We start from the raw sequence: 24,109 nt of genomic DNA, 5'->3' as shown, positions 1-24,109 counted from the left end.
AGCTGGATGTCTGTTTTATGTAATAAAAAACGAGAGTCAGAATCCAGCTATTTAGTCATGTAAAGCGTTATTCACATAAGAAGTAGGGCAAGGTTCCGCTGGAGAACAGACGCTTTCCACTATTCATATGGATAATGACCAAATGAGTTGATTCATTTTGCTCAGTGCTAAAACGGTAGAGATAACGCTCCCCCAGTGTTTTAGGTAAATTGTCACTCGCTTCTAAAGAAACGTGAGTGGTACTCAGAATATAATTGTTGGTCTTGTTATGCGTGTAATCAAACTGTACTTTGCGATTGATGGTGTAATTGCTGCCATCGACACTTAAATTACCCATAATGACGTTGTAACCTTTGCCATTAGCATCAAAATGAAATCTCATTTCGGATGTGAGTAGCGCTTCTTTTTCTTTATTGGCTTTTTCAAATAAGTAGGTGGTGTTTGCTGAACAGGTGAACTTATTGTTGTTACTGACATAAAATAGATACAGGCCGACCGCCAATAGGGTCGTCACGATCAGAGTGGCGATGACAGAAAGTTTGATATTGTTCATTTCACTTTTACCACATAGAAATTGGAGCAAGAGGCATTAGCGCTATCGGGATCCCTATCGCAAGCCTGAATTGATTCCCGGCGGTCATCGGCGGGGAGACTGAAATAGACACGTTTAGGTTTATCGCAGGCGACAGAGAACTCATCTAATCGATTTTTCAAATTCGCTAAATCGGTCGGTTTTTGGTTGTGAATGAAAATATCACACTGCTGATAGGTTTCCTGATGATGGTAGTCAGCAAAATAACTCGGTTTACTGGTGAATAAACCAAAAGCAAAATAGAACAGGAAAATAAACAGGGCAGCAACCAGCGCAATTCGGCTGTAGTACCAATTAAAACGACTTTTTGGCTGAGGTGCCGGAGAAGCGATATTTTTATCGCCGATCGTGGTAGAAGCGATCAATGATTTTTTGGCGATATAAGGTTTTTCTTTACTGTCATCATTGAAGGTTCGGTCGCTGGCGATAACTTTTAGCTCTACATCAGTAGATAGCTGCACGCCATACGAGTAAGTGGTTAGGATGGGTTCAAACTCACCTAATTGATGAAAAGCCTGAGTAATACCACTGAGTTCCGATACGATTGACTCGGCGGTGTTAGTCACATTTTCAATTTCTTGAATTTCATTAGTCAGTTGTTCAAAAGGAACAATCTGGTAACCACCATCAATCAGACGCAAAAATAATCGTTTAGCATTACTACTGAGGGCGCTCAATTTCTGGGGCTCGTCAAGTCGGCTTAACCCACCCGTAAAAGTATTAAACATCACTCGGTCATTAATAATATAGTTATGCAAACGTTCCCTCCGGGTACTTATTTTTCAATGGTGTTTTATCTGTAATTTTGTGTATTTTACACATTAACTAACCAGATTGTAGGGAAATAATAGTGTTACCTAAAGTGTGGTTTTTTTGCACTCAGAGCAGTAAATTTTTATTTATCATATAAATAGAGATGATAATCCATCTCTATTCGTATTATCTTTTGTTTTTTTTACCGCATTATTCGCTATGCTCACCGCCCAACGCTTCAATTAACTCTTGAATTAGCTGGGCAACTTCGCCGGTCATCAGGGTGAAATCTGCGTCAAAACGCGCAGCATAATCTTCTTTATCAATATCTTGATTTTGATCGCGAATGGTTTCAGTAAATTTGATTCGTTTTAGACTGCCGTCATCGGCAATCACAAATTGGATGCGTTCACGCCATTCTAGCGCCAGCTTGGTGACCAGTTTGCCTGCCTCAATATGTACCGCAATTTCATCGCTGACCAGTTCCTGAGCCTTGCAACGAATGACGCCGCCCCCCTCAAGAATAGCTTTCAGTTCAGCTTCATCTTGCAGTACAAATCCTGCGGGGGCATTACCAGAACGAACCCACTCGGTGAGTGTAAGTTCAATTGGGCTTTCCAGCGTTAAAGGTACTACCGGCAATGAACCTAAACTTTTACGCAGCAGAGCCAGCGTGTCTTCAGCGCGTTTAGCACTGGCGGCGTCAACAATAACTAAACCGTTGACCGTATCAATCCACAGACTGGTTTGATTAAAGCGGCTAAACGCACGGGGTAACAGACTGTGCAGCACCTCGTCTTTTAACGCATCTTTTTCAGTCTTTTTTAGTTTTCTATGTTGTTCGGCTTCCAACTGTTCAATTTTTGCCTGTAAGGCCTGCTTAATCACTGGAGAGGGTAGAATTTTCTCTTCCTTGCGGGCAACAATCAGAATCTGATTATCTGACGCATGAACTAAGGCATCACTGCTTGGCCCTAGAGGAGAAACCCAGCCTGTTTTTGCCATATCCTGACTGCCACAAGGGGTAAATGTTAATGGCTTCAGCTGCTTTTCCATCTCATCGGCAGATAGATGGGTTTCGCGACTGAGGCGATAAATCATTAAATTCTTAAACCACAACATAGTTATTTCCATTAAAAAGAGCAAAGCTCTGTATAAACATAGCCGTCATCATAACCAATCGCAAAGTGTCTTGCTGTGATTTTGGCTAACGAAACTTATGAAATAATTGGATAATGCTATTTCTTGAACCGATCATCCAATTTACTGATACCCAATCCATTCACTTTACGGACTCGAATTTGCACCGGGATTCGTTCTTTCATGGCATCGATATGGCTGATAACCCCAATGATTTTTCCACTGGCGTTTAGGTTATCGAGTGCGTCGAGGGCGATATCCAGCGTTTCGGCGTCTAAAGTGCCGAAACCCTCATCAAGAAACAAAGAGTCAATGCTGGTTTTATGGCTGACCAAATCGGATAACGCCAGCGCCAATGCCAAGCTGACCAGAAAACTTTCCCCACCGGATAGTGTTCGGGTATCCCGCAGGTTATCTGCCTGCCAGGTATCGACAACCTGTAGTTCAAGAGCACCGCTCTCTTTACGCTGTAGCAGATAACGGCCATGTAGCCGATTTAGCTGTTGATTGGCCAAGTAGACTAAATGATCCAGCGTGAGGCCCTGAGCAAATTTACGGAACTTTGCACCATCGCTGGAGCCGATCAGATTATTGAGATAGGCCCAATCATCAACCTGCTGTTGATGCAGTGCAATACGCTCCACCACTGACTGCTGATTGGTGCGGTTTTGTCGGTCGTTTTCTAACTGTTGGCGAATTTCGCCCTGACGAATACCGTTAGCTTTACTCTCTTCAGTTAATTGAGCGAGCTGTAAGCTGAGGTGCGGAATATTACTCTCTTCGGTTAGCGATTCTGGCCGCTGGGCCACATGCCGTTGTCGTTGTTTATTGGCTTCATTAAACAGAGCTTGTGCCTGATGCAGCGCGTTGGAGAGCATCTCTTTAAGTTCACTGAGCTGGAGGTGCAATTCCGGAGATAACAGGGCGTCAAGAAACTCAGCTTGATGGTGGAAAGCACTTTGCTGTAACGCGGCGGTAAATTGGTGTTCCGCACTGTCGGTTTTTTGCTCTAGCTGCTGCTGTTGAGATAGCAGGGTGGAAAGCTGACCATTGAGGGCCGTTAGTCGATCGTTAAGCTGTTGCCAAGTGTTTCTGCTGTCGGTTACCGCCAGTTCTAAAGTGTGCTGCTGTTGCTGAAGTTGCAACATTGTCGCATCCGTTTGCCGATCGCCGAATAGTTGATGACGCTGCTGCTTGAGCTGCTCTAACTCCTGTTGGCAAGCGGTAAGTTGAGTTTGATTTTCTGCCGCCTGTGAATTCAGACTCTCTATTCGAGCCGCTAGAGCGGCTATCGGGGTATTCAGGGTGATTAATTGCTGTTCCAATACTTTTTGGTCGTTGAGGTGGTTTTGCCACTGCTGCCATTCACTTTTACGTGTGCTATACCAACTGTCATACTGCTCTGGTGGTGGTAGCATCAGTTCATAGTGGGCCAAGGCAGTTTGCAACTGCTCTGACTGCATTTGATAATCTTGCTGTAGTGACAATCGGCCCTGCTCAGACTGTTGCTGTTGCTGAGTTTTGTTTAACAGGTTTTGTGCCAGTAGTGTCACCCGTTGTTGGGCTTCCTGAGTCGCATTCTGCTGTTTATTGAGTAGATCTTTTTCTTGTAGCCATTGCTGCTCGGCTTGCTCAAGTAGGTTTATCTGTTGTTGTAACTGTTGCTCTTGTTGGCGCACGCTTTCCAGATAATCATCGAACTGTTTTTTCTCAGTAAGGGAGAGCGTGACATCCAGCCCTTTACCGTGTTGCTGCCACTGCTGATTGATATCGTCTTGCTCAAGGCTCAGGTTATTCATCTCTTTAGTGAGCTGGTTTTGTTGCTCGCCGTGTAGTGCAACCTTACTTTTTAACTCAATACCGGCATCGTGTAACTGCTGGAATTCGATTTTTAATTGGGTCAGGCGCTGTTGGGTATCCGATGTATTCAATGAGGTATTCTCACCCACTAATGGATGCTGAGTCGAACCACACAACGGGCAGGGAGAACCGGGGTGTAACAGGGCGCGTTCCTGTTCAAATCGGAGAATGATCAGCTCTTGTTCAGCCCGTTTTTCTAAGTCAGCCAGATGTATTTTTTTATCACTATACTGCTGACGTTTGGTTAATCGCTCCTCATCGAGCTGTTTAATGACCACCGAGAGTTCATTTAGTTGAGTTGACCGTACCTGATACTGTTTAGTGACCTGCTGATAGCGATGAAACAGCAGGGTGAGCGACTGCTGCCGATCTCTGGTTTGGGCAAGGTTATGCTGCTGTTGTTTTAACCCATTCAGATCGTGCTGAGTTCGCAGTTGCTGGAAGGCCCCATCATTCTTGTCAAAGCTTTGCTGTAATTGTTGTAGTTGCTTAAGATGACGCTCTTGTGACAATGTCACTTCATTTAACTGTTGATTGAGTTCATCAATCTCTTTTTGCTTAAGATCTGCTAATTGTTGTGCGTTCTGTAAATCGTTATTAATGCGGGTTAGCTGGCTTAATTGCTGTTGCCACAGGAGAAGGTTCTCTCCCCAGTATTGATGGTGTGGATGATGTTGAAAATAGTCATTCAGGGCCTGCTGACGGCTGAGTAGTTGGCGTTGTTGTTGGAGGTTGGCTCCATGCTCGGTTTGCTGTTGTTGCCGTTGCAGGATGAGATGGGTTCGCGTTGATTCCAACTGAGTTAATTGGCTGGTTCTATTTCCAATCTGTAAATCCAGCGGTATGACTTGAGCGTTAATCAGGGTGCGGGTTAACTCATGCTGTTTCAGCTGTGATTCGTGCTGTTGTTCCGCCTGTTCACGCGTTCTCAAGGCAACGGATAGCTGCTGCTTGAGTTCGATTTCGGCCTGAGTGATGCGGGTTATTTCCTGCTGGTTATCTTGACGCTCCTGATGCAAACGTATCAGGTTGCTATGTAGAGGACGCAGCTTCTCTGCCGGTTCGCTACGCTGTAATTTTTCCAGTTGAGGTTGTTGCTGTTGCCAATTCTGTTGGGCCAGATTGAACTGGTGCTGGCACTGTGATTCTTGGCGCTGGTATTCTTCTCGTTTTTCCAACCATTGCTTATCCGCCAGCAGGCGCTCAGTTTGCTGAGTCTGCAATTTTTCCTGCAATTGCAGTTGCTGTGACTGTTGGTTTAGCACTTGAGTTTGTTCTTCGGACAGCAATTGTACGCTACCCAATAGGGTATGCAGGGTATCCAGCTGGTTTTTCGCCTCTTTATGGGACAGGAAAACTTGTTCAGAAATATGACCATAAATCTCAGTACCGGTAAGCTCTTCCAGTAGTTCTGCACGCTCATTGGGGTCTGCATTAAGGAATGCGGCGAACTCGCCCTGCGATAGCATCATGGATTTGGTGAAACGGCTAAAGTCTAAACCGGTGATCTGGGCCGTAAGTTCGAGCTTATCGCGTATTTTATCGGTAATAATTTTGCCATCGTGAATATAGGCCAGCTCAACTTTAGGGGATTGCAGGTTGCCATCCGGCGCGTCTTTCGCCCGGCGCTGGCTCCAGAAAGCGCGATAGCCAACCCCCTGAACTTCAAACTCAACTTCAGCCAGCGATTCAGCGGTGTGGTGAGTCATCAGTTCATTCTGGGTTGGCGTCACGATTAGGCGCGGTGTTTTATGGTAAAGCGCTAGGCAAATAGCATCCAACAGGGTGGTTTTACCGGCACCGGTCGCGCCAGTAATGGCAAACAGACCATTATCGCAAAAGGGTTCTTGAGTGAAATCGATTTTCCACTCGTCTTTCAGCGAGTTAATGTTTTTAAGCCGCAGGCTAAGAATACGCATCAGACGGCTCCTTTATCAACCGGGTGCTCAGATTGTTCGGCCATTTCTTCTACCAATGTATGGAATAACTGACGTACTCGTTGATGTTGCTGATGGGTACGTTGATCATCGTCGTCATCGAGCACCAGCCTGCGTTCGAAGACTTCGGTTACCGTAAGTTCTGACAGCGTCTCTTTTTCCTGACGTTGAATGGCCTGCTGAGTTAGGGCTTTACTGCGGCGCAGTAATATCACCTCAACCGGCAATTGCTCGGCTATTTGCTGTATTTGTCGTTGAATATCATTCAGGTAAAGACGGGAATCCACCTCAATATCTAGCCAGATGGTTTTCTGTTCCTGATGATGTCGAAAACCTTCCAACGCAGATTTTATTTCCTCAATATCACCTTTAATTAAGCGCATTGGCTGAAATTGCGGCACGGTAAGTAATGTAATCTGCGGCGCTGTCTGAGCGGTAAACTCTACCAGCACCACACTTTTTTCTTGACCGGTTTCATCAAAACTCAAGGGGATGGGGGAACCTGAATAGCGAATATATTCTGATTTGGCTACTTTTTGTGGTCGGTGAATATGGCCTAAAGCAATGTAGTCGGCAGGGGGAAATGCCTGCGCCGGGAAAGCATCTAGCGTACCGATATAGATATCACGAACGGAGTCGGAGGTGGATGCGCCAACCGTAGTTAAGTGTCCGGTAACAATAATCGGTAAAGGTTTGGCGTACTGTTGCTGCTTTTCCTTTGCCAGTTGGTATATCTGTTGATAGTGCTGACTGATAGCCTCCAACAAGGCTTGCTGTTTTTCGCTCCCTGACTGACCCGCTTGGCTGGACAGAACATCCTTGGCACGAATAAACGGAATAGCGCACACCAATGCACCAGGCTCACCCTGTGAGTTATTCAGAACGATAAGCTGTTGTTCAGGCTGTTGAGCTACACTGGCTATCACCTGAGTATTAAGATAGGTCAGCAGTTCTCTGGATTCATTCAGCATGGCAACCGAGTCATGATTTCCCCCTAATACCACCAGTTGGCAACCGGTTGGCTGCAATCCTACAATAAATTGATTATATAATTCACGGGCATAGCTGGGAGGAGAGGTGGTATCGAAAACATCACCCGCGACAATAATCGCATCAACTTGGTGTTCGGTGACTTTGTCAGTTAACCAGCGCAAAAATTCTACATGTTCAGCCGCACGGCTTTTGGTAAAAAAGTATTGTCCAAGATGCCAGTCAGAAGTGTGAATTATGCGCATGAATCCTCTCAGTCAAAAAATAGCCATGTGGTGCGCTATGGTCATTAGGGATTATACGCAGCAGAGAGGGTCAGGACTACCTTAGTGGACGCATCAATTAACAGAAAGCGTTGTTAACGTAATAAAAGTGTCATATATCTGTAGCATAATGCTAACGCACTATAATCTATCGTACTTTGGGTTGCTGAGAGATTGACTAAGTTATTGACGTTTCTGCAACTCAAATTATTAGGGTATATAATCATTCAACTCGCATTGTGTTGAGAAAAAACAACAAAGAGCAGAGCCCGCATGATAAAACGCATATTGGTGGTTGAGGATGAAGCACCTATCCGGGAAATGATTTCTCTTGTTCTTGAACAACATGGCTATCTGGCCATTGAAGCGCTGGATTTTACTACAGCACAATCTTTACTTATCGAACCTTTTCCTGATCTGATCTTACTGGACTGGATGCTACCGGGCGGCTCCGGTATTCAATTGCTTAAATATCTGAAGCGCGATCCTCTGATGAAGGCGATTCCGGTGGTGATGCTAACCGCCCGTGGTGAAGAGGAAGATCGGGTTCAAGGGCTGGAGTCTGGGGCGGATGATTATGTGACCAAGCCGTTTTCCCCTAAAGAACTGCTGGCGCGAATTAAAGCGGTGATGCGTCGAACTTCTCCCATGACCGAGCATGAAGCTTTGGTCTTTGATGGCTTAACGTTAGATCCCTCATCGCATCGGGTAATGGCAGACGATAAACCGCTGGATATGGGGCCAACAGAATATAAGCTGCTGCATTTCTTTATGAGCCATCCTGAACGTGTTTATAGTCGCGAACAGCTACTTAATCAGGTATGGGGAACGAATGTGTATGTTGAAGATCGTACCGTTGACGTATTTATTCGTCGCTTGCGGAAAACCCTTGAGGACAGCGGTTATGACAAGATGCTACAAACTGTGCGCGGTTCAGGCTATCGTTTTTCAACTCGCTTTTAAGTTAACTGGTTAGGGATTCGATTGTGCTAGAACGCCTATCGTGGAAGAGAATCGTCATTGAGCTGTTGCTGTTTTGCCTTCCGGCATTGCTGTTAAGCATTTTTATTGGTCATTTGACACAGTTACTGCTGATTTCGGCGCTTTGTGCCTTACTGTGGCATTTTTATAACCTGCTGAAACTGTCTCACTGGTTATGGCTGGATCGCAGTATTATGCCTCCGTCAGGCCGGGGAAGCTGGGAGCCGTTATTCTACGGCCTGTATCAAATGCAGCATCGTAATCGTCAACGCCGCCGAGAGTTGGCCTCCCTGATTAAACGATTTCGTAGCGGTGCCGAATCGCTACCTGATGCGGTGGTGCTGAGTACGGAAAGTGGGCATATCTTTTGGTGTAACAAACTGGCTCAACAAATGCTGGGGTTTCGCTGGCCGGAAGACAATGGTCAGCACATTCTCAATTTGATTCGCTATCCGCAATTTGCTGAGTTTATTAAACGCAAACAATTTGCTGAGCCGCTAACCCTACAATTCAATCATGATAGTTATATTGAGTTTCGGGTGATGTCCTACGATGAAGGTCATATGCTGATCTCCGCCCGTGATGTATCACAAATAAAGCAGTTGGAAGAAGTTCGCCGTAAATTCTTCACCAACGTGAGCCATGAGTTGAAAACGCCGCTTACCGTTTTACAGGGTTATATCGAAATGTTGGGGGATGATGACACTAGGCCCGATATTCGTCATAAGGCTTTGACCAGCATGAAGGGACAAACCGAACGCATGAGCAGTCTGGTGAATCAATTACTGACGCTATCACGCATCGAAGCCGCTCCTCGCTATGCATTAAATGAAAAGATTAATGTTCCAGTATTGTTGGATAACCTTGCTCGTGAAGCCAATATTTTGAGTAACGGCGAACATCAACTCTATTTTGATGTTGATGCCAAGCTGCAAGTGTTAGGTAATCAGGAACAGCTTTATAGCGCGATATCTAATTTGGTGTATAACGCCATCATTCATACGCCATCGGGAACGGATATCTATGTCAGTTGGAAATTAACCCCACGTGGAGCACAGTTTAGCGTGAAGGATAATGGTTCCGGCATTGAACCACAGCATATCGCCCATTTAACGGAACGTTTTTATCGTGTAGACCCATCGCGTTCCAGTCAGACAGGGGGCAGTGGTCTGGGGCTGGCGATAGTTAAACATGTGTTAAATCACCATCATTCTCAGTTGAGTATTGAAAGTCAGTTGGGGGGGGGAGTGAGTTTAGGTTTGTGTTACCGGAAAAACTGGTGGTGGAACAGTAGTTGTTTTGGCGTTTAAATGAGCTTCAGAGGATTTTCCGTCCGTAAAAGCTATATACCTATATTGGCATGGGTGCTCGGACGGAAGGGCGTTTGTATTCGGCATCGGAATGCGTCGGGCTTGGCCGGGTTAGGGGCAGTGATGAAACACCTTGCGGTATTTCACCCTTCGGGCCAGCGCAAGCGCTGTTCAAACAGGTTTCACCTGTTTGTCGTTGGCTCACGCCAAGTCGACCTCAACACCCGCTCCTCGCGACGATTAATTTTTGTTTCATAGGCCTGTTAAAACAGGCCTATGAAAAAATACGGCATCTTATTTTATCGTTTAGTCGCCGCTTTCATCCCCTTAACAAACTCGGCCAGTTTTTCCAGCATAATTTTCGGCTGTTGATGGCTTTGTTCGATAATCTTCACAATGGCCGAACCTGAGATAGCGCCTGAGGCACCACTGGTGAGTGCGGCTTTTACCTGTGAAGGCTCTGATATGCCGAAGCCTTGAATCAGCGGTGCCGCGTTGTACTCTTTCAGTTTTGCAACCAGATGGTCCAGCGGGAGATGGGCTTTGTTCTCTGCGCCAGTAACGCCAGCACGGGAGAGCAGGTAGGTGTAACCACGTCCATGAGTAGCAATTTGGCGCAGTAACTCATCATCCGCATTCGGTGGACAGATAAAAATGGGGGCGATGTTATGGCGCTGAGCGGCCAGTCGGAATGGCAGTGATTCTTCCAGTGGAACATCGGCAACCAGTACGGAATCTACGCCCACTTTTTCACACAGTGCATAAAACTCATCAATACCGCGACTAAAAACGAGGTTGGCATACATCAGTAAACCAATGGGTACATCAGGGTGTTTTGCCCGAACTTTAGCTAATAATTCAAAGCAAAGAGACGGCGTCACGCCTGAGGCGAAAGCACGTAAAGTAGCGCTTTGGATGGTTGGCCCATCAGCCAGTGGATCGGAGAAAGGAATACCCAGCTCTAAAGCATCAGCACCGGCTGCAATTAGCGTATCGATAATTTCCAGAGAGAGTTCCGGGTTCGGATCCCCCAGCGTAACAAAAGGAACAAAAGCGCCCTGATTGTTGGCTGCCAAACGTTCAAATAATTGTTGATAACGATCCATCACATTTCTCCCCGCGCTTTTAAAATATCATGAACTGTAAAAATGTCTTTATCACCACGACCGGACAGGTTGACCACCAGGATTTGTTCTTTTTCGGGTTCTGCGGCAACCATCTTCAAGGCATAAGCTAGGGCGTGAGAAGACTCCAACGCGGGGATAATTCCCTCATGACGGGATAACTGCTTAAAGGCATCCAGTGCTTCATCATCCGTAATCGATACATATTCTGCACGACCAATACTGTTCAGGTGAGCATGCTGTGGCCCAACGGAAGGGAAGTCGAGACCGGCAGAAATAGAGTAAGACTCTTCAATCTGGCCTTCACGGGTTTGCATCATGGGTGACTTCATACCGAAATAGATACCCACACGGCCGTGCTTTAATGGCGCACCGTGCTGACCCGATTCTATACCCAGCCCGGCAGGTTCTACGCCTATCAGTCTGACGCTGGATTCTTCAATGAAATCGGCAAACATACCAATGGCGTTAGAACCCCCACCAATACAGGCAATAACCGCATCCGGCAGGCAATTTTCACGCTCTTTCATTTGCCCTTTGGTTTCTTCGCCAATCATCCTCTGGAACTCACGAACGATAGTTGGGAATGGATGAGGACCCGCCGCCGTACCCAGCAGGTAGTGAGCGGTATCATAATTACCGGACCAGTCGCGCAGCGCTTCATTGCAAGCATCTTTCAGGGTGGAAGAACCGCTGTGAACCGGAATGACTTCAGCCCCCATCAGACGCATTCTGAAAACGTTAGGTGACTGACGCTCAACGTCTTTAGCCCCCATGTACACCCGGCATTTTAAGCCCAGTAAGGCACTGGCTAATGCGGCAGCCACCCCATGCTGACCTGCGCCAGTTTCGGCGATAATTTCGGTTTTACCCATGCGTTTTGCTAACAGCGCCTGGCCTAATACTTGGTTGGTTTTATGCGCGCCACCGTGCAGTAAATCTTCGCGTTTCAGATACAGTTTGGTTTTGCTACCCGCCGTCAGATTACGGCATAAGGTTAACGGCGTTGGGCGACCCGCATAGTTTCTCAGTAAGTCCTGAAATTCAGCATGGAATGCTGGATCTCGTTGAGCACTGACGAAAGCCTCTTCCAGCTGTTGTAATGCGGGCATCAGGATTTGAGGTACATACATCCCGCCAAACTCGCCGAAATAGGGGTTAAGTAATGTCATGTTATATCCCTTAGTCTTCCACTTTTATCATTATTAATAGTTGCGTAGTATGTTAAATACCGCGTTAATTTTGGTAATGTCTTTATGGCCTGGCTGGCTTTCCACTCCGGAATTAAAATCCAACCCTTGGCAGCCAAGGCTGGCTGCTGTGGCGGTATTTCCCGGGCTTAATCCACCGGCTACCATCACATTACCCAGTTCCTGACCTTGTAATACTTGCCAGTCGAAAGATTGTCCGGTGCCGCCAGCACCGTTATCCAGCAGATAGTAATCAACCTGTGGATTATTCAGTTCGGGTAGCTGACCATCGACACTCTGCGCTTTCCAGATCTGGCAATTGGCTGGCAAACGTGAACGTAAGTCATGAATATAGTCGCTATTTTCGTTACCGTGGAGTTGAACGGCGGAGAGATTAATGCGTTCAACGGCCAGACAAATGGTGTCGGCCTTGGCATTACTAAAAACGCCAACCCATTTTAGCGGAGCCGCAGCGGCGACTTTTTGAGCCTGAACTAAATCAATATAGCGCGGTGATTTACCAACAAAGATTAAACCACCGTATACCGCACCGGCATGATAAGCGGCAGCGGCGTCTTCTGGACGAGTTAACCCACATACCTTGTTGGCACCAAAAAGAACACGGCGTATCGCCAGATCCAGATTCTCTTCTGACATCAGTGCGCTACCGATAAGAAAACCATCGGCATACTGGCTGAGTTCACGTACTTGCTGGTAGTTATTAATCCCCGATTCGCTAATAACGATGGTGGATTCAGGTAATTGTGGTGCCATAGTACGGGTGCGATTCAGATCGATAGAGAGATCGCGTAAATCCCGATTGTTGATACCTACGACACGGGCTTGTAATGCAATGGCACGTTGCAGTTCGCTTTCATTGCTAACTTCCGTCAACACGCCCATGTTGAGTGAATGAGCAACCGCGGCTAGCTCGATATATTGCTCATCATCCAGTACCGAAAGCATCAGTAGAACGGCATCGGCATGGTAGAAGCGGGCCAGATAGATCTGATATTCATCAATGATAAAATCTTTGCACAACACCGGCTGATGGACCTGATTGCTAACCAGCGTCAGATAATCAAAGTTGCCCTGAAAATATTTTTCATCGGTTAATACGGAAATCACGGAGGCAAAATTACGGTAACTTTCAGCGATAGCTCGCGGATTAAAATTCTGACGAATCACCCCTTTTGATGGGGATGCTTTTTTACACTCCAGAATAAAAACGCTGTTATCACGGGTTAACGCCTGGTAGAAGCTACGTTCACTGGGAATAATTTTATGACGAAAGTTTTCCAGTGGCTGTTTTTGACGACGTTCTGCGACCCAGACCTGCTTATCACGAACAATGCGCGTTAATACGGTTTCTTGCATCATTTATCCTCTTGCCGCGAGTGCCTGCACTCTATCGAAGGCGGCACCACTATTAATTGCATCCATTGCCTGTTGCGCGTTGATACGCAGATTTTCTTGTCCAAATAATCTCATTAATACTGCCACATTCGCCGCTACAGCAGACGCATGGGCAATTTCACCTTTACCTTGTAACAAGCGAGACAAAATGTCACGGTTTTCTTCTGGGGTACCCCCTTCAAGGTCAGACAGTGCATATTGGTTCAGGCCAAAGTCCTGATTGGTTAACTGATAGCATTCGATTTCACCATCGCGTAGCTCGGCAACCTGCGTTGGCGCATGTACGGCGACCTCATCCATACCGCCACCGTGAACAACGGCAGCCCGTTGATAGCCAAGCGCTTTTAGCGTTTTTGCAATAGGGAGTACCAGTTCAGGGCTGTAAACACCAATCAGTGCTTTTTTCGGACGGGCTGGATTAATTAACGGGCCTAATACGTTAAACAGCGTACGGGTTTTTAACTGCTGGCGTACCGGCATCGCGTGGCGAAAGCCAGAGTGATACTGCGGCGCAAACAGAAAGCAGACGCCCAATTCATCTAGCGCCTGACGAGAAACGTCAGCGGGTAAGTCCAGTTTAATGCCCAGTGCGGCCAGCAGGTCAGAAGAACCAGAACGGCTGGAAACGCTCCGGTTACCGTGCTTGGCGATTTTTATACCGCAAGAAGCGGCAACAAAAGCGCTGGCGGTTGAAATATTGATGCTGTTAGTGCCATCACCACCGGTACCGACGATATCGGCAAAATCGTAGTCTGGACGCGGGAAGGGCATGGCGTCAGCTAAAAATGCGTTTGCCGCGCCAGCGATTTCATCCGGTGTCTCCCCACGAATTTTCATGCTGATCAGCGCGGCGGCCAATTGTGAAGGCTCTAATTCTCCATGTGCAATGCTACTGAAAAGCATCTGGCTTTCCTGCTGAGTTAATGATTCGGCACGGAATAATTTATTAAGAATCGATTGCATCATGTCTTGTGTTTGCATTTTCGTGTACGCCGTTTTTATGAGTATTTGTTTCTTTGCCAGGATGCCTATCTGTGGTGAAAAGCGTCCATAAAAAAGCCCGCATTTTGCGGGCTTTTGGCTATTTGCTTTATCAGATGACAAATTGGTGCAAGTAAACCGCCCGCTAAGGGAAGAATCGCCACCAACGATTTACTAAAACATTTAATGTCATCATGATATTACCTTTATGGAGTTGTGTTAGTTATTGACTGCATCTATGTACTAGTAAACTAGTTTTATGTATTGCTGTCAATATTTTTAATATAGAAAACAAAAGATATTTTTATTTTCTTAGTCACTCGGTTTTCCCTGCCAAAAGAGAGAGTAAATTAATTTTGTTTTTCATATGGTTAATTTTTCAGGATAGGGCCCATGCCAACGTTTGGTCTAACAGTCGTGCTCCCTGAGCAGTTAAAATAGATTCAGGATGGAACTGAAAACCACATACGCGATGCCGATCGTGACGAACCGCCATCACCATCTGATTAAAATGTGCGTTAACGGTGAGCGCTGGGGGAATGTCCGTACCCACCAGCGAATGGTAACGGGCAACGGGTAAAGGAGAAGGTAATCCTTCAAACATAGCCATGCCGTCATGGGTAACGGGTGATGATTTGCCATGTAGGATTTCGCCGGCTTGACCAACGGTGCCTCCATAAGCCTCAACGATGGCTTGATGACCTAGGCAGATGCCAATAATGGGTAACTTACCGAGCAGTGCGGAAAGTAATTCTGGCATACATCCCGCTTCTGATGGTTTGCCCGGGCCTGGCGATAGCATCAGTACCGGATTGTTCATTCGTTCAATTTGTCGAATAATCAGATCGGCAGGCAATTGATTACGATAAATGGTTACCTGATGACCGCTGGCCCGAAGTTGATCGACCAAGTTGTAGGTAAAAGAGTCAATATTATCGAGCAATAAGATATCAGCCATTAGAAAATCTCCTTAACCTGATGGGCACTGGCAATAGCCCGTAGTACGGCTCTGGCTTTATTGCGGGTTTCATCTGCTTCAGACTGTGGATTCGAATCTAGAACGACGCCGGCTCCCGCCTGAATTGTAGCAATGCCGTCTTCAACATAGGCGGAACGAATAACGATACACGTATCCAGATCCCCATGGGCGGTAAAATACCCAACCGCGCCACCATAGCTGCCGCGACGAACACCTTCGTATTGGGCTATCAACTGCATCGCCCGAACTTTCGGTGCGCCGCTTAAGGTGCCCATGTTCATACAGGCTTGATAGGCGTGCAGAGCATCGAGATCCCCTCTCAGTGTCCCAACCACCCGCGAAACTAAATGCATGACAAAAGAATAACGGTCAACTTTGGTTAAGTCGGCCACATAACGACTACCGGCTTCACAAATGCGCGCCAGATCGTTACGGGCTAAATCCACTAACATGATGTGCTCCGCCAGTTCTTTATGATCGGTACGCATATCCAGTTCAAAGCGACTATCCAGATCCTTATCCAACGAGCCATCAGGCCGGCGGCCCCGCGGGCGAGTACCGGCAATAGGATAGATTTCAATTTGGCGACTGTCAGCGTCATACTTCAGTGCACTCTCTGGCGATGCGCCAAATAGCGAGAATGCCTCATCCTGCATAAAAAACATATAAGGACTAGGGTTGTTCTCTTTCAGGGTTTGATAAGCCGCCAGTGGAGAAGGGCAAGGTAGCGTGAAACGACGTGAAGGCACCACCTGAAAAATATCACCGCGGCGAATAGATTGCTGTAGCTCACGGACAATATCGCCATACTCTTCATCACTGCGATCGCAATTTAATTGCATATGGCCGAGTGACGGGGCTGTTACTGGTGAAGCCGGTGCGCGCAATTGTTGTTGAATTTCGGTCAGACGTGATTTTAGCCGCTGTTGTTCAACCTCATTTGGCGTAAACAGGCTAGCCTGAAGACGAGAACCGCCATTTTGATGATCGAGAATCAGTAGGGTTTCTGCCAGATAAAAACAGAAATCGGGACAGCGGCGATCGCTTTCCAGCGCAGGGAGATCTTCAAAACCAGCCACCAGATCGTAGGCAAACAGGCCGCCAAGGAACATAGCTTCTCGCTGATCCTGAGGGACATTAACCAAAGTAAGTAACTGGCGTAATGAATCAAAGACAGAGATGGACTTCAATCGGGCATCTTCATCCTGTATCGCATCAATAAGAGGGTAAACCAGATCTCGTTGTCCGGGGCTAATAAGGTTATTCACCTCTTTTGGTAGCTGTTGGTCCAGCAAGGCTAACAGTGCATTACCATTTTCTGTCAGCGCTCGGAGTGTTACCTGACGGCCTTTAGCCGTAATACGTAATGCGCTATCAATGACTAACAGGCTTTTCAAATTTTGTTTACTGTCAACTTCGGCTGATTCCAGTAACAAAGTAGAAGGGCGATGATGACAAAGTTGGGTGAAAATAGCCGTAGGATCGTCACGATACGGCGTCTCTGCGGTGAATAATTGCAATGTTGGTTTCTGTGTTTGCATGATGTACGCCAGTATGAGTTAGTTTCTGTTGGTTATCTATCAATGGTCAGGCAATAAAAAAGCCCGCATTTTGCGGGCTTTAGGGTTATTTGCTTTATCAGATGACAATATGGTGCAAGTAAGCCGCCCGCTAAGGGAAGTCTCGCCACCAACCTGTTAGTACAATGGGGTATATCATCATGATGGTTGTCCGTATAAATTGATTGAACTCATGTACTAGTAAACTGGTTTTTTTCGAAGGTGTCAACTGCATTGCCCAAGAAAAATTAAAATTGTTCTGAGTGACTTAAAACCGGGGAGCTTAAGGCCGCATTTAAAGGTGCCTTATCCGGGAAAAGTTATAAGCATCAATAAGGCAAAAAATCTGCTAATATCAGCGACTCGTCTGGCCTATACCAGCCCGTTCACTTTCTGCTAAAGAGTCTCCTGTGAGTACAACACTATCCTTTTCTGAATTGCCGCTGGATAAAGCGCTGATTGATAACCTTCATGAGCTGGGTTATGCACAAATGACCCCTATTCAAGCCGCAGCGCTGCCTGTTATTTTGCAGGGAAAGGATGTGGTGGCACAGGCAAAAACCGGTAGCGGGAAGACGGCTGCATTTGGTATTGGGTTGCTATCTGCCATTCAGGTTGATGCTTACCGTACTCAGGCATTAATACTTTGCCCCACCCGAGAACTTGCCGATCAGGTCAGTAAAGAGCTTCGACGCTTGGCTCGGGCTATTGCCAATATTAAAGTGTTGACGCTGTGTGGTGGTCAACCAATGGGGGCACAAGTCGATTCACTGGCCCATCCCGCCCACATAATTGTAGGGACACCAGGACGAATTCAGGACCATTTACGCAAAGGGACTCTGACGCTGAACGACCTGAATATTCTGGTGCTGGATGAAGCCGATAGAATGCTGGATATGGGTTTTTCTGATGAAGTGAATGACATCATTAGCCATACGCCATCTCAACGCCAGACGCTGCTGTTTTCTGCTACTTATCCTGTCGATATTGAAAAAATGAGTGCGCGAGTTCAACGTTCACCTCAGCGAATTATTATTGAATCGGCAGATGACCGGATTCATATCGAACAGCAGTTTATTGAAGTTCCTGCACAACAGCGTATTAATCTGCTACAGAGTATTCTTTCCAGCATTCAGCCTGAATCATGCGTTGTGTTTACTAACACTAAACGGGATTGCCAAGAGATCGCTGAAATATTAAGCGCCACCGGTAGCAGCGTATTGGCTCTGCACGGTGATCTAGAACAGCGGGATCGTGAGCGTGTACTGGTTCAGTTCTCCAATCAAAGCTGCCGCGTATTGGTGGCAACCGATGTGGCTGCCAGAGGATTGGATATTAAGGATCTTCCATTAGTGGTTAACTTTGAGTTACCTTTTGATCCAGAGGTTTATGTTCACCGTATCGGACGAACCGGCAGGGCCGGAGCTGAGGGAATGGCCATCAGTTTTTGCACGGTGAATGAGCTACAGCGTGCCCACGCTATTGAAGACTATCTTTCTGAACGATTAGAGTGGAAACCGTCGGAGCGCTTTAATCATAGTGATATTCAGCCAGTGGTATCGAATATGCTGACGTTGAGCATTGACGGTGGGCGAAAAGCAAAAGTTCGTCCAGGAGATATACTCGGCGCATTGACTGGAGATGCTGGGCTAACTGCGGCTGATGTTGGAAAAATAGCAATCTTTGATACACAGGCTTATGTGGCTATTCGTCGCCAGCAAGCCAGATTTGCCCTCGAACAGTTGCGTAATGGAAAAATTAAAGGCAAAAATTGTCGGGTATGGTTAATTAAATAATTTTATTGTTATGACATGAAAAAAGGCTAAGGATCTTAAATGAGCGAAATAACTATTGTTGCAACATTGACTATTAAAGCAGATTTTCAGGCTCCCTTACTGGATGCGCTAAAAAAACTGGTAGATAGCAGCAGAGATGAAGCGGGATGTCTGCAATATGATTTGCATCAGGACAATCAGAATTCACAGGTTTATGTATTTGTAGAGCGCTGGGCATCACAAGAAATATTGGATATTCACAATAATTCGTCTCATTTTGTCTCCTTTGGTCAATTCGCCAAAGGTAAAATCGAGTCGCTGACGATTAATTTGATGACAAAAATCTATTAGTTTTTTGAAGTGGTAAAAAAGCCCGCATTTTGCGGGCTTTTTGTTTTCGCTATATTACAATCGATTAATCATCAACTGGAGCCGGTCTTGCGGCAGGAGCGCTGGCATAGTTAGTGGCCGCGTGACCACCTGCTGAAGTCTTGGCCGCCATTTCTTTAGCGACTGGAACTACGGGCACTTCTTCAAATTTAGCTTGTGGAATCAAAGGGGTTTCCTCTGCTTCAACGATGTCTAATTCAGGCATAACCGGTTTAAAGGCAGGGGAGCTGGCTACGCTCGCCGCTTTCTTTTCAGCCGGCTCAGTATTGATAACTTCAACCGCTGGCGCTTCAACTACCGCTTGAATCACTTCTTTAACGATAGCTTCAGGCTCAGCACTGAATGCAGGAGAAGCAGCCGGAGCCGATGAACTACCCACTGAAATCGCTTCAGGTGCCGGTGCTGATTCACTTTGCAATGGTTTTGGTGCTTCAATTGGCGCAATATTCATCGGTGATGGCGCTTCAACATGCCATACGGTTTCTACTGATGGAGTGACAACCAGTTCTGTGACCGGAGTAGGTTGTTCATCACGTTCAGCAACGTAGGCGACTGCAATCACCGGCTCAACAGACGATAATGTTTCAATTATTGGCGCTGATGTAACCACTTGAGGTTCTATTGGTGCTTCAACCACCGCAGTAACCGCTGATGCTGTAGCAGTTTGCTGAGAGTTAGCAGCTTCCAGTGCTTCAACCGACTCAAAAACCTTCACCTGTTCTGTTACCAGCGCTGCATAATTAATACAAACTTTACCTGATGCCATCTCTGGTGAAGCCATTGCGAATGTTAATGGCATCGGAGAAACCGTTGGATATTTCTCATCACGATAGCGACGACGACGTTGGCCACTCACTCGCAGGTGACGAGGGGAACGGCGAGAACGACGCGGCATACCGTTATTATCGGTTGCGTTGTTATAACCGTTTTTATCTCCATCAGTTTCATCAGCCAGTGGCGCTGGAGCCACGAAGTTTTCACTGATATCTGCTGGCTGAGGTAGTAATTTAATTTCTTCTACCGGAGCAACATGAGTTTTCACCGCAGCCACTGGCACAATATTTTCATCTGCTTGATCGTTTTGAGTCGCAACGCGAACCTTTTGGTTCATTTGACGACGTTGACGACGCTGTGCTGGCGCCTGAGTCGGTTTTTCTTCCTCTATCTCTACAGAAACATCATTTTCTATAACGGCTTCAACCTGCTGCTCTGCTTGTACAGCTTGTACAGCTTGTTGCTGTTGTTGACGCTTGTCTTCATTACGACGACGTTGACGTTCTGCACGAGTTTCACGACGATTCTCATCACGAACTACGGTGGTTGCGGTAGCCGCTTCCTGAACATTCTCTTGTGGTGCTACCGCAGCTTGACGGTTATTACGACGTGATTCTTGACTGTTATCACGGTTTTGACGATCGTTATTACGGTCGCTACGGTCGCTACGGTCGCTACGGTCGTTAGTGCGATCTTTACGATTGTTGTTACGGCGATTGTTGCGGCGATCTTGTTGGTTGCCGGATGATTTTTCAGCCGATGCTTTTTCAACCGGAGCTGCAACGGTTTCTGCCGGAGCTAACAGACTTTTTAATCCGCTAACAAAACGAGAGAACAGACCCGGGCCTGCGGGTTGGCTGGCGACAGGCGTAGCGACAACAGGTGCTTTTACCTCTTCAACCGGAGCAGATTCTGTCGGCATAGAGAAGCTGGTTAAGGCTGGCTGCTCTGGCATTTTGCGCTCGAGTACGGTCTCTTCTTCTGATTCAGTTACGGTTTCATGTAACTGTGGCAGCATGTAACTCAGTACATTGCTCTCTTCGCCAGGTTTCTTACGAATCACTTCATAATGTGGCGTTTCCATTCGATCGTTTGGAACCACCACCACGCGAACCTTGCCACCAGAACGGCGTTCAATGGCATTAACTGATTCACGTTTTTCGTTTAACAGATAAGAGGCAATTTGCACGGGAACAATAGCGTCAACTTCTTTGGTATTGTCTTTCAGTGCTTCTTCTTCAATCAGACGAAGAATAGACAGAGATAAGGATTCATTATCACGCACGGTGCCCGTACCGTTACAACGAGGGCAGACATGGTGGCTGGATTCACCCAGTGAAGGACTCAGGCGCTGACGGGACATTTCCAGCAGGCCAAAACGCGAGATACGACCAATCTGAATACGGGCACGGTCCTGACGGACGGCGTCGCGTAAGCGATTCTCTACTTCGCGCTGATGGCGAATCGGGGTCATATCAATAAAGTCGATAACGATTAAACCACCTAAGTCGCGTAGACGTAATTGACGGGCAATTTCATCGGCTGCTTCTAGATTGGTATTAAATGCAGTTTCTTCAATATCGCCACCGCGAGTAGAACGGGCGGAGTTGATATCGATAGCGGTTAACGCCTCAGTGGTATCAATAACGATCGAACCACCAGATGGAAGGCGTACTTCGCGTTGGAATGCAGATTCAATCTGCGATTCAATTTGATAGTGACTAAACAGCGGAATTTCACCGGTGTAAGGTTTGATTTTGCTGCTGAAGTCTGGACGGCCTAACGCGGCGATATGTTCTTTAGCCAGATCGAGGATCTTGATGTTGTCGATCAGAATCTCACCAATATCCGGACGTAAATAGTCACGGAAAGCACGAACAATAACATTACTCTCCTGATGGATCAGGAATGGCGCAGGGCGGCTTTCTGCCGCTTTTTTAATTGCTTCCCAGTGTTTTAAACGGAAAGACAGGTCCCACTGTAACGCTTCGGCTGATTTACCTACGCCGGCAGTACGGACAATTAAACCCATACCGTTAGGGATTTCTAATGAGTCCAGTGCTTCTTTCAATTCCTGACGGTCGTCACCCTCAATGCGGCGAGAAATACCACCAGCGCGTGGGTTATTGGGCATCAGAACTAAATAACTACCGGCCAGACTGATAAACGTTGTCAGTGCTGCGCCTTTATTTCCACGTTCTTCTTTATCGACCTGAACAATCACTTCCTGCCCGACATGCAGTGCATCCTTAATGTTAGGACGACCCTGAGAAGCGGAATTAGATGAGAAATACTCGCGGGAAATTTCTTTAAAAGGGAGGAAACCGTGTCGTTCTGCACCGTAGTCAACAAATGCGGCTTCAAGGCTTTGTTCAACGCGGGTAATCTTACCTTTATATATATTTGCCTTTTTTTGCTCATGCCCTGGACTTTCAATATCTAAATCATACAGACGTTGCCCGTCAACTAAGGCTACACGCAACTCTTCCTGTTGAGTTGCGTTAATCAACATTCTTTTCATTAAAAAATACTCATTTTTTTACATTGTCAATTGAGTCTACACATAGAGGAACTGATGGACAGTGTTAACCGACGGCCCCGAGTCTAATCGCAAAATCGTCAACCTCACGGTTGTCGCCTGCACAGGGGCGCATTATCTCGGTAAGCCTGTTTTTCTTTGTGAAAACAGCGCTTTTTATCGGGGAAAGCCGTTCCTAACATCTGTGGAAATCGGGTCCCTTAATACTGTCCAGGCCACTACCTGTAGCTCGCTAATTGCCTGATACTCAATGCGTCTTACGCCATTGCTGCACTACTTGAGCTATCTGCAAATTTCATTTTTCCCTGTTATCTCACTTCAAAGCGAGTCAGGGTAGAAAATCAGCCACATTATCAACTGCCAACCGCATTATGGCAAGGTGACTTTTACTCAGATACGTAATAATGTAAAAAACGTGTTAAAGTTAACGCCGACAGAGGCTTGCATGCCGGAAGATGAAGGCATATTTGCAACACGTGTCTTATTTATTTTTCAGCTCAAATAGCACTATTGATAAGTGTAGTCATTAAAACCGGTTAATAAGGCATATTTAGCAAAAAATGATCGTGGTAGAATCAGCGTTATGAAAACAAATCAACCAACTGTACAAACTGTCACCATTACTGCCGATACGGCAGGGCAGCGCATTGATAACTTTTTGAGAACCATGCTGAAAGGCGTGCCAAAAAGCATGATTTATCGTGTGCTGCGTAAAGGTGAGGTTCGCGTAAATAAAAAACGTATCAAGCCTGAATATAAGCTGGAAGACGGCGATATTATTCGAATTCCACCTGTTCGAGTTGCTGAGCGGGAAGAATCCACCGTTTCAGCCAAATTAGATAAAGTTGCCGCACTGGAACACTGTATTCTGTATGAAGACGATCATATTTTGGTCATGAATAAGCCTTCAGGAACTGCGGTTCACGGTGGAAGCGGTTTGAGTTTTGGTGTGATCGAAGGTTTAAGGGCACTTCGACCAGACGCTAAATTTCTTGAATTGGTGCATCGTTTAGATCGTGAAACATCCGGAATTTTACTGGTAGCGAAAAAGCGCTCAGCATTGCGTGTATTGCATGAACAATTACGTTTGAAAACCATGCAAAAAGATTATCTAGCGCTGGTTCGTGGTCAGTGGCAGTCCCATTGTAAAGTGGTACAGGCACCTTTATTAAAGAACGTATTGCAAAGTGGTGAACGGATAGTCCGGGTTGATGCCGAAGGAAAACCTTCAGAAACCCGCTTTAAAGTAGAAGAGCGATTTGAGTTTTCCACACTGGTTAAGGCCAGTCCGGTCACTGGAAGAACCCATCAAATTCGCGTTCATACTCTTCATGCTGGCCATCCTATTGCTTTTGACGATCGCTATGGCGATCGGGAATTTGATCGGCAGCTTGAGCATACCGGTTTGAATCGTCTGTTTCTTCATGCGGCTAGCTTGCGTTTTGAACATCCCTCTACGGGAGAAACGATGAGAGTTGAAGCGCCGATGGATAAAACGCTTCATCGCTGTTTAACCGTATTACGCGCTCAAAAATCTTAAGCTTCTTGCCATTTCG

General features: G+C 46.4%; 14 protein-coding genes, 3 pseudogenes and 2 other annotated features. Of the genes and pseudogenes, 5 read left to right on the top strand and 12 right to left on the bottom strand.

The annotated features are described in order from the left end of the window. Positions 1-67 precede the first annotated feature (67 nt). From HYN51_RS07880 to sbcD, 5 genes are all read right to left on the bottom strand, one after another. Positions 68-553, bottom strand: a complete 486-nt coding sequence (locus HYN51_RS07880; RefSeq protein WP_108899523.1) for a hypothetical protein — start codon at positions 551-553, stop codon at positions 68-70. Beyond that, entirely contained in the window at positions 550-1,350 is an 801-nt protein-coding gene (locus tag HYN51_RS07875) for a hypothetical protein (RefSeq protein WP_108899522.1), read from the bottom strand. Before HYN51_RS07875 ends, HYN51_RS07880 begins: the two co-directional genes overlap by 4 nt. A gap of 205 nt (positions 1,351-1,555) precedes the next feature. Then, positions 1,556-2,467, bottom strand: coding sequence for a recombination-associated protein RdgC (gene rdgC, locus HYN51_RS07870; protein ID WP_108899521.1), 912 nt, complete (start codon positions 2,465-2,467; stop codon positions 1,556-1,558). Positions 2,468-2,583: 116 nt separating this feature from the next. Beyond that, positions 2,584-6,264, bottom strand: coding sequence for an AAA family ATPase (locus HYN51_RS07865; RefSeq protein ID WP_108899520.1), 3,681 nt, complete (start codon positions 6,262-6,264; stop codon positions 2,584-2,586). Then, entirely contained in the window at positions 6,264-7,517 is a 1,254-nt protein-coding gene (sbcD, locus tag HYN51_RS07860; RefSeq protein WP_108899519.1) for an exonuclease subunit SbcD, read from the bottom strand. Before sbcD ends, HYN51_RS07865 begins: the two co-directional genes overlap by 1 nt. 291 nt (positions 7,518-7,808) lie before the next feature. Between sbcD and phoB the strand changes: the two genes are divergently transcribed. Next, positions 7,809-8,498 (top strand): phosphate regulon transcriptional regulator PhoB, encoded by a 690-nt coding sequence (gene phoB, locus HYN51_RS07855; protein WP_108899518.1) that lies wholly within the window; start codon positions 7,809-7,811, stop codon positions 8,496-8,498. A 23-nt stretch (positions 8,499-8,521) separates the two neighbouring features. Beyond that, positions 8,522-9,810 (top strand): annotated as a pseudogene (phoR, locus tag HYN51_RS07850) (phosphate regulon sensor histidine kinase PhoR). Between the two features lie 315 nt (positions 9,811-10,125). Here phoR and trpA read toward each other — a convergent pair. The 6 genes and pseudogenes from trpA to HYN51_RS07820 form a co-directional block, all read right to left on the bottom strand. Further along, the gene (gene trpA / locus HYN51_RS07845) at positions 10,126-10,932 is read right to left on the bottom strand and encodes a tryptophan synthase subunit alpha (RefSeq protein ID WP_108899516.1); all 807 of its coding nucleotides are present in this window, start codon (positions 10,930-10,932) and stop codon (positions 10,126-10,128) included. Then, on the bottom strand, positions 10,932-12,122 hold the full coding sequence (trpB, locus tag HYN51_RS07840; protein WP_108899515.1) for a tryptophan synthase subunit beta: 1,191 nt from the start codon (positions 12,120-12,122) through the stop codon (positions 10,932-10,934). Before trpB ends, trpA begins: the two co-directional genes overlap by 1 nt. Positions 12,123-12,155: 33 nt before the next feature. After that, complete coding sequence (trpCF, locus tag HYN51_RS07835; protein WP_108899514.1) at positions 12,156-13,517, bottom strand: bifunctional indole-3-glycerol-phosphate synthase TrpC/phosphoribosylanthranilate isomerase TrpF; 1,362 nt, start codon at positions 13,515-13,517, stop codon at positions 12,156-12,158. Between the two features lie 3 nt (positions 13,518-13,520). Then, a pseudogene (gene trpD / locus HYN51_RS07830) lies at positions 13,521-14,516 on the bottom strand (anthranilate phosphoribosyltransferase); the annotation flags it as partial. Positions 14,517-14,606: 90 nt separating this feature from the next. Continuing rightward, positions 14,607-14,709 (bottom strand) — a sequence feature (Trp leader region). Positions 14,710-14,925: 216 nt separating this feature from the next. Next, positions 14,926-15,495: pseudogene (locus HYN51_RS07825) on the bottom strand (glutamine amidotransferase-related protein); the annotation flags it as partial. Next, complete coding sequence (locus HYN51_RS07820) at positions 15,495-17,057, bottom strand: anthranilate synthase component 1 (RefSeq protein WP_108899512.1); 1,563 nt, start codon at positions 17,055-17,057, stop codon at positions 15,495-15,497. The gene HYN51_RS07820 and the pseudogene HYN51_RS07825, both read right to left, overlap by 1 nt. Before the next feature lie 53 nt (positions 17,058-17,110). After that, positions 17,111-17,214: a sequence feature (Trp leader region), on the bottom strand. 271 nt (positions 17,215-17,485) lie between these two features. Here HYN51_RS07820 and dbpA point away from each other — a divergent pair. Next, positions 17,486-18,871 (top strand): ATP-dependent RNA helicase DbpA, encoded by a 1,386-nt coding sequence (gene dbpA, locus HYN51_RS07815; protein ID WP_108899511.1) that lies wholly within the window; start codon positions 17,486-17,488, stop codon positions 18,869-18,871. Positions 18,872-18,910: 39 nt separating this feature from the next. After that, positions 18,911-19,201 (top strand): putative quinol monooxygenase, encoded by a 291-nt coding sequence (locus HYN51_RS07810; RefSeq protein ID WP_108899510.1) that lies wholly within the window; start codon positions 18,911-18,913, stop codon positions 19,199-19,201. Positions 19,202-19,265: 64 nt separating this feature from the next. Here HYN51_RS07810 and rne read toward each other — a convergent pair whose 3' ends face one another. Next, entirely contained in the window at positions 19,266-22,535 is a 3,270-nt protein-coding gene (rne, locus tag HYN51_RS07805) for a ribonuclease E (protein ID WP_108899509.1), read from the bottom strand. A 601-nt stretch (positions 22,536-23,136) separates the two neighbouring features. Here rne and rluC point away from each other — a divergent pair. After that, positions 23,137-24,093 carry a 23S rRNA pseudouridine(955/2504/2580) synthase RluC gene (gene rluC, locus HYN51_RS07800; protein WP_108899508.1) on the top strand — a complete coding sequence of 319 codons (957 nt, stop codon included), beginning with the start codon at positions 23,137-23,139 and terminating at the stop codon, positions 24,091-24,093. Positions 24,094-24,109: the final 16 nt, after the last annotated feature.

The organism is Limnobaculum parvum, assembly GCF_003096015.2.
In the GTDB taxonomy this organism is placed as follows: Bacteria; Pseudomonadota; Gammaproteobacteria; order Enterobacterales; family Enterobacteriaceae; genus Limnobaculum; species Limnobaculum parvum.
This window is presented reverse-complemented; position numbering and strand designations above follow the sequence as displayed.

What these genes read in the sequence shown, in the direction of transcription:
- HYN51_RS07880 (WP_108899523.1), bottom strand. Translation starts at nt 553, where the DNA reads ATGAACAATATCAAACTTTCTGTCATCGCCACTCTGATCGTGACGACC.
- rdgC (WP_108899521.1), bottom strand. Translation starts at nt 2,467, where the DNA reads ATGTTGTGGTTTAAGAATTTAATGATTTATCGCCTCAGTCGCGAAACC.
- HYN51_RS07865 (WP_108899520.1), bottom strand. Translation starts at nt 6,264, where the DNA reads ATGCGTATTCTTAGCCTGCGGCTTAAAAACATTAACTCGCTGAAAGAC.
- sbcD (WP_108899519.1), bottom strand. Translation starts at nt 7,517, where the DNA reads ATGCGCATAATTCACACTTCTGACTGGCATCTTGGACAATACTTTTTT.
- phoB (WP_108899518.1), top strand. Translation starts at nt 7,809, where the DNA reads ATGATAAAACGCATATTGGTGGTTGAGGATGAAGCACCTATCCGGGAA.
- trpA (WP_108899516.1), bottom strand. Translation starts at nt 10,932, where the DNA reads ATGGATCGTTATCAACAATTATTTGAACGTTTGGCAGCCAACAATCAG.
- trpB (WP_108899515.1), bottom strand. Translation starts at nt 12,122, where the DNA reads ATGACATTACTTAACCCCTATTTCGGCGAGTTTGGCGGGATGTATGTA.
- trpCF (WP_108899514.1), bottom strand. Translation starts at nt 13,517, where the DNA reads ATGCAAGAAACCGTATTAACGCGCATTGTTCGTGATAAGCAGGTCTGG.
- HYN51_RS07820 (WP_108899512.1), bottom strand. Translation starts at nt 17,057, where the DNA reads ATGCAAACACAGAAACCAACATTGCAATTATTCACCGCAGAGACGCCG.
- HYN51_RS07810 (WP_108899510.1), top strand. Translation starts at nt 18,911, where the DNA reads ATGAGCGAAATAACTATTGTTGCAACATTGACTATTAAAGCAGATTTT.
- rne (WP_108899509.1), bottom strand. Translation starts at nt 22,535, where the DNA reads ATGAAAAGAATGTTGATTAACGCAACTCAACAGGAAGAGTTGCGTGTA.
- rluC (WP_108899508.1), top strand. Translation starts at nt 23,137, where the DNA reads ATGAAAACAAATCAACCAACTGTACAAACTGTCACCATTACTGCCGAT.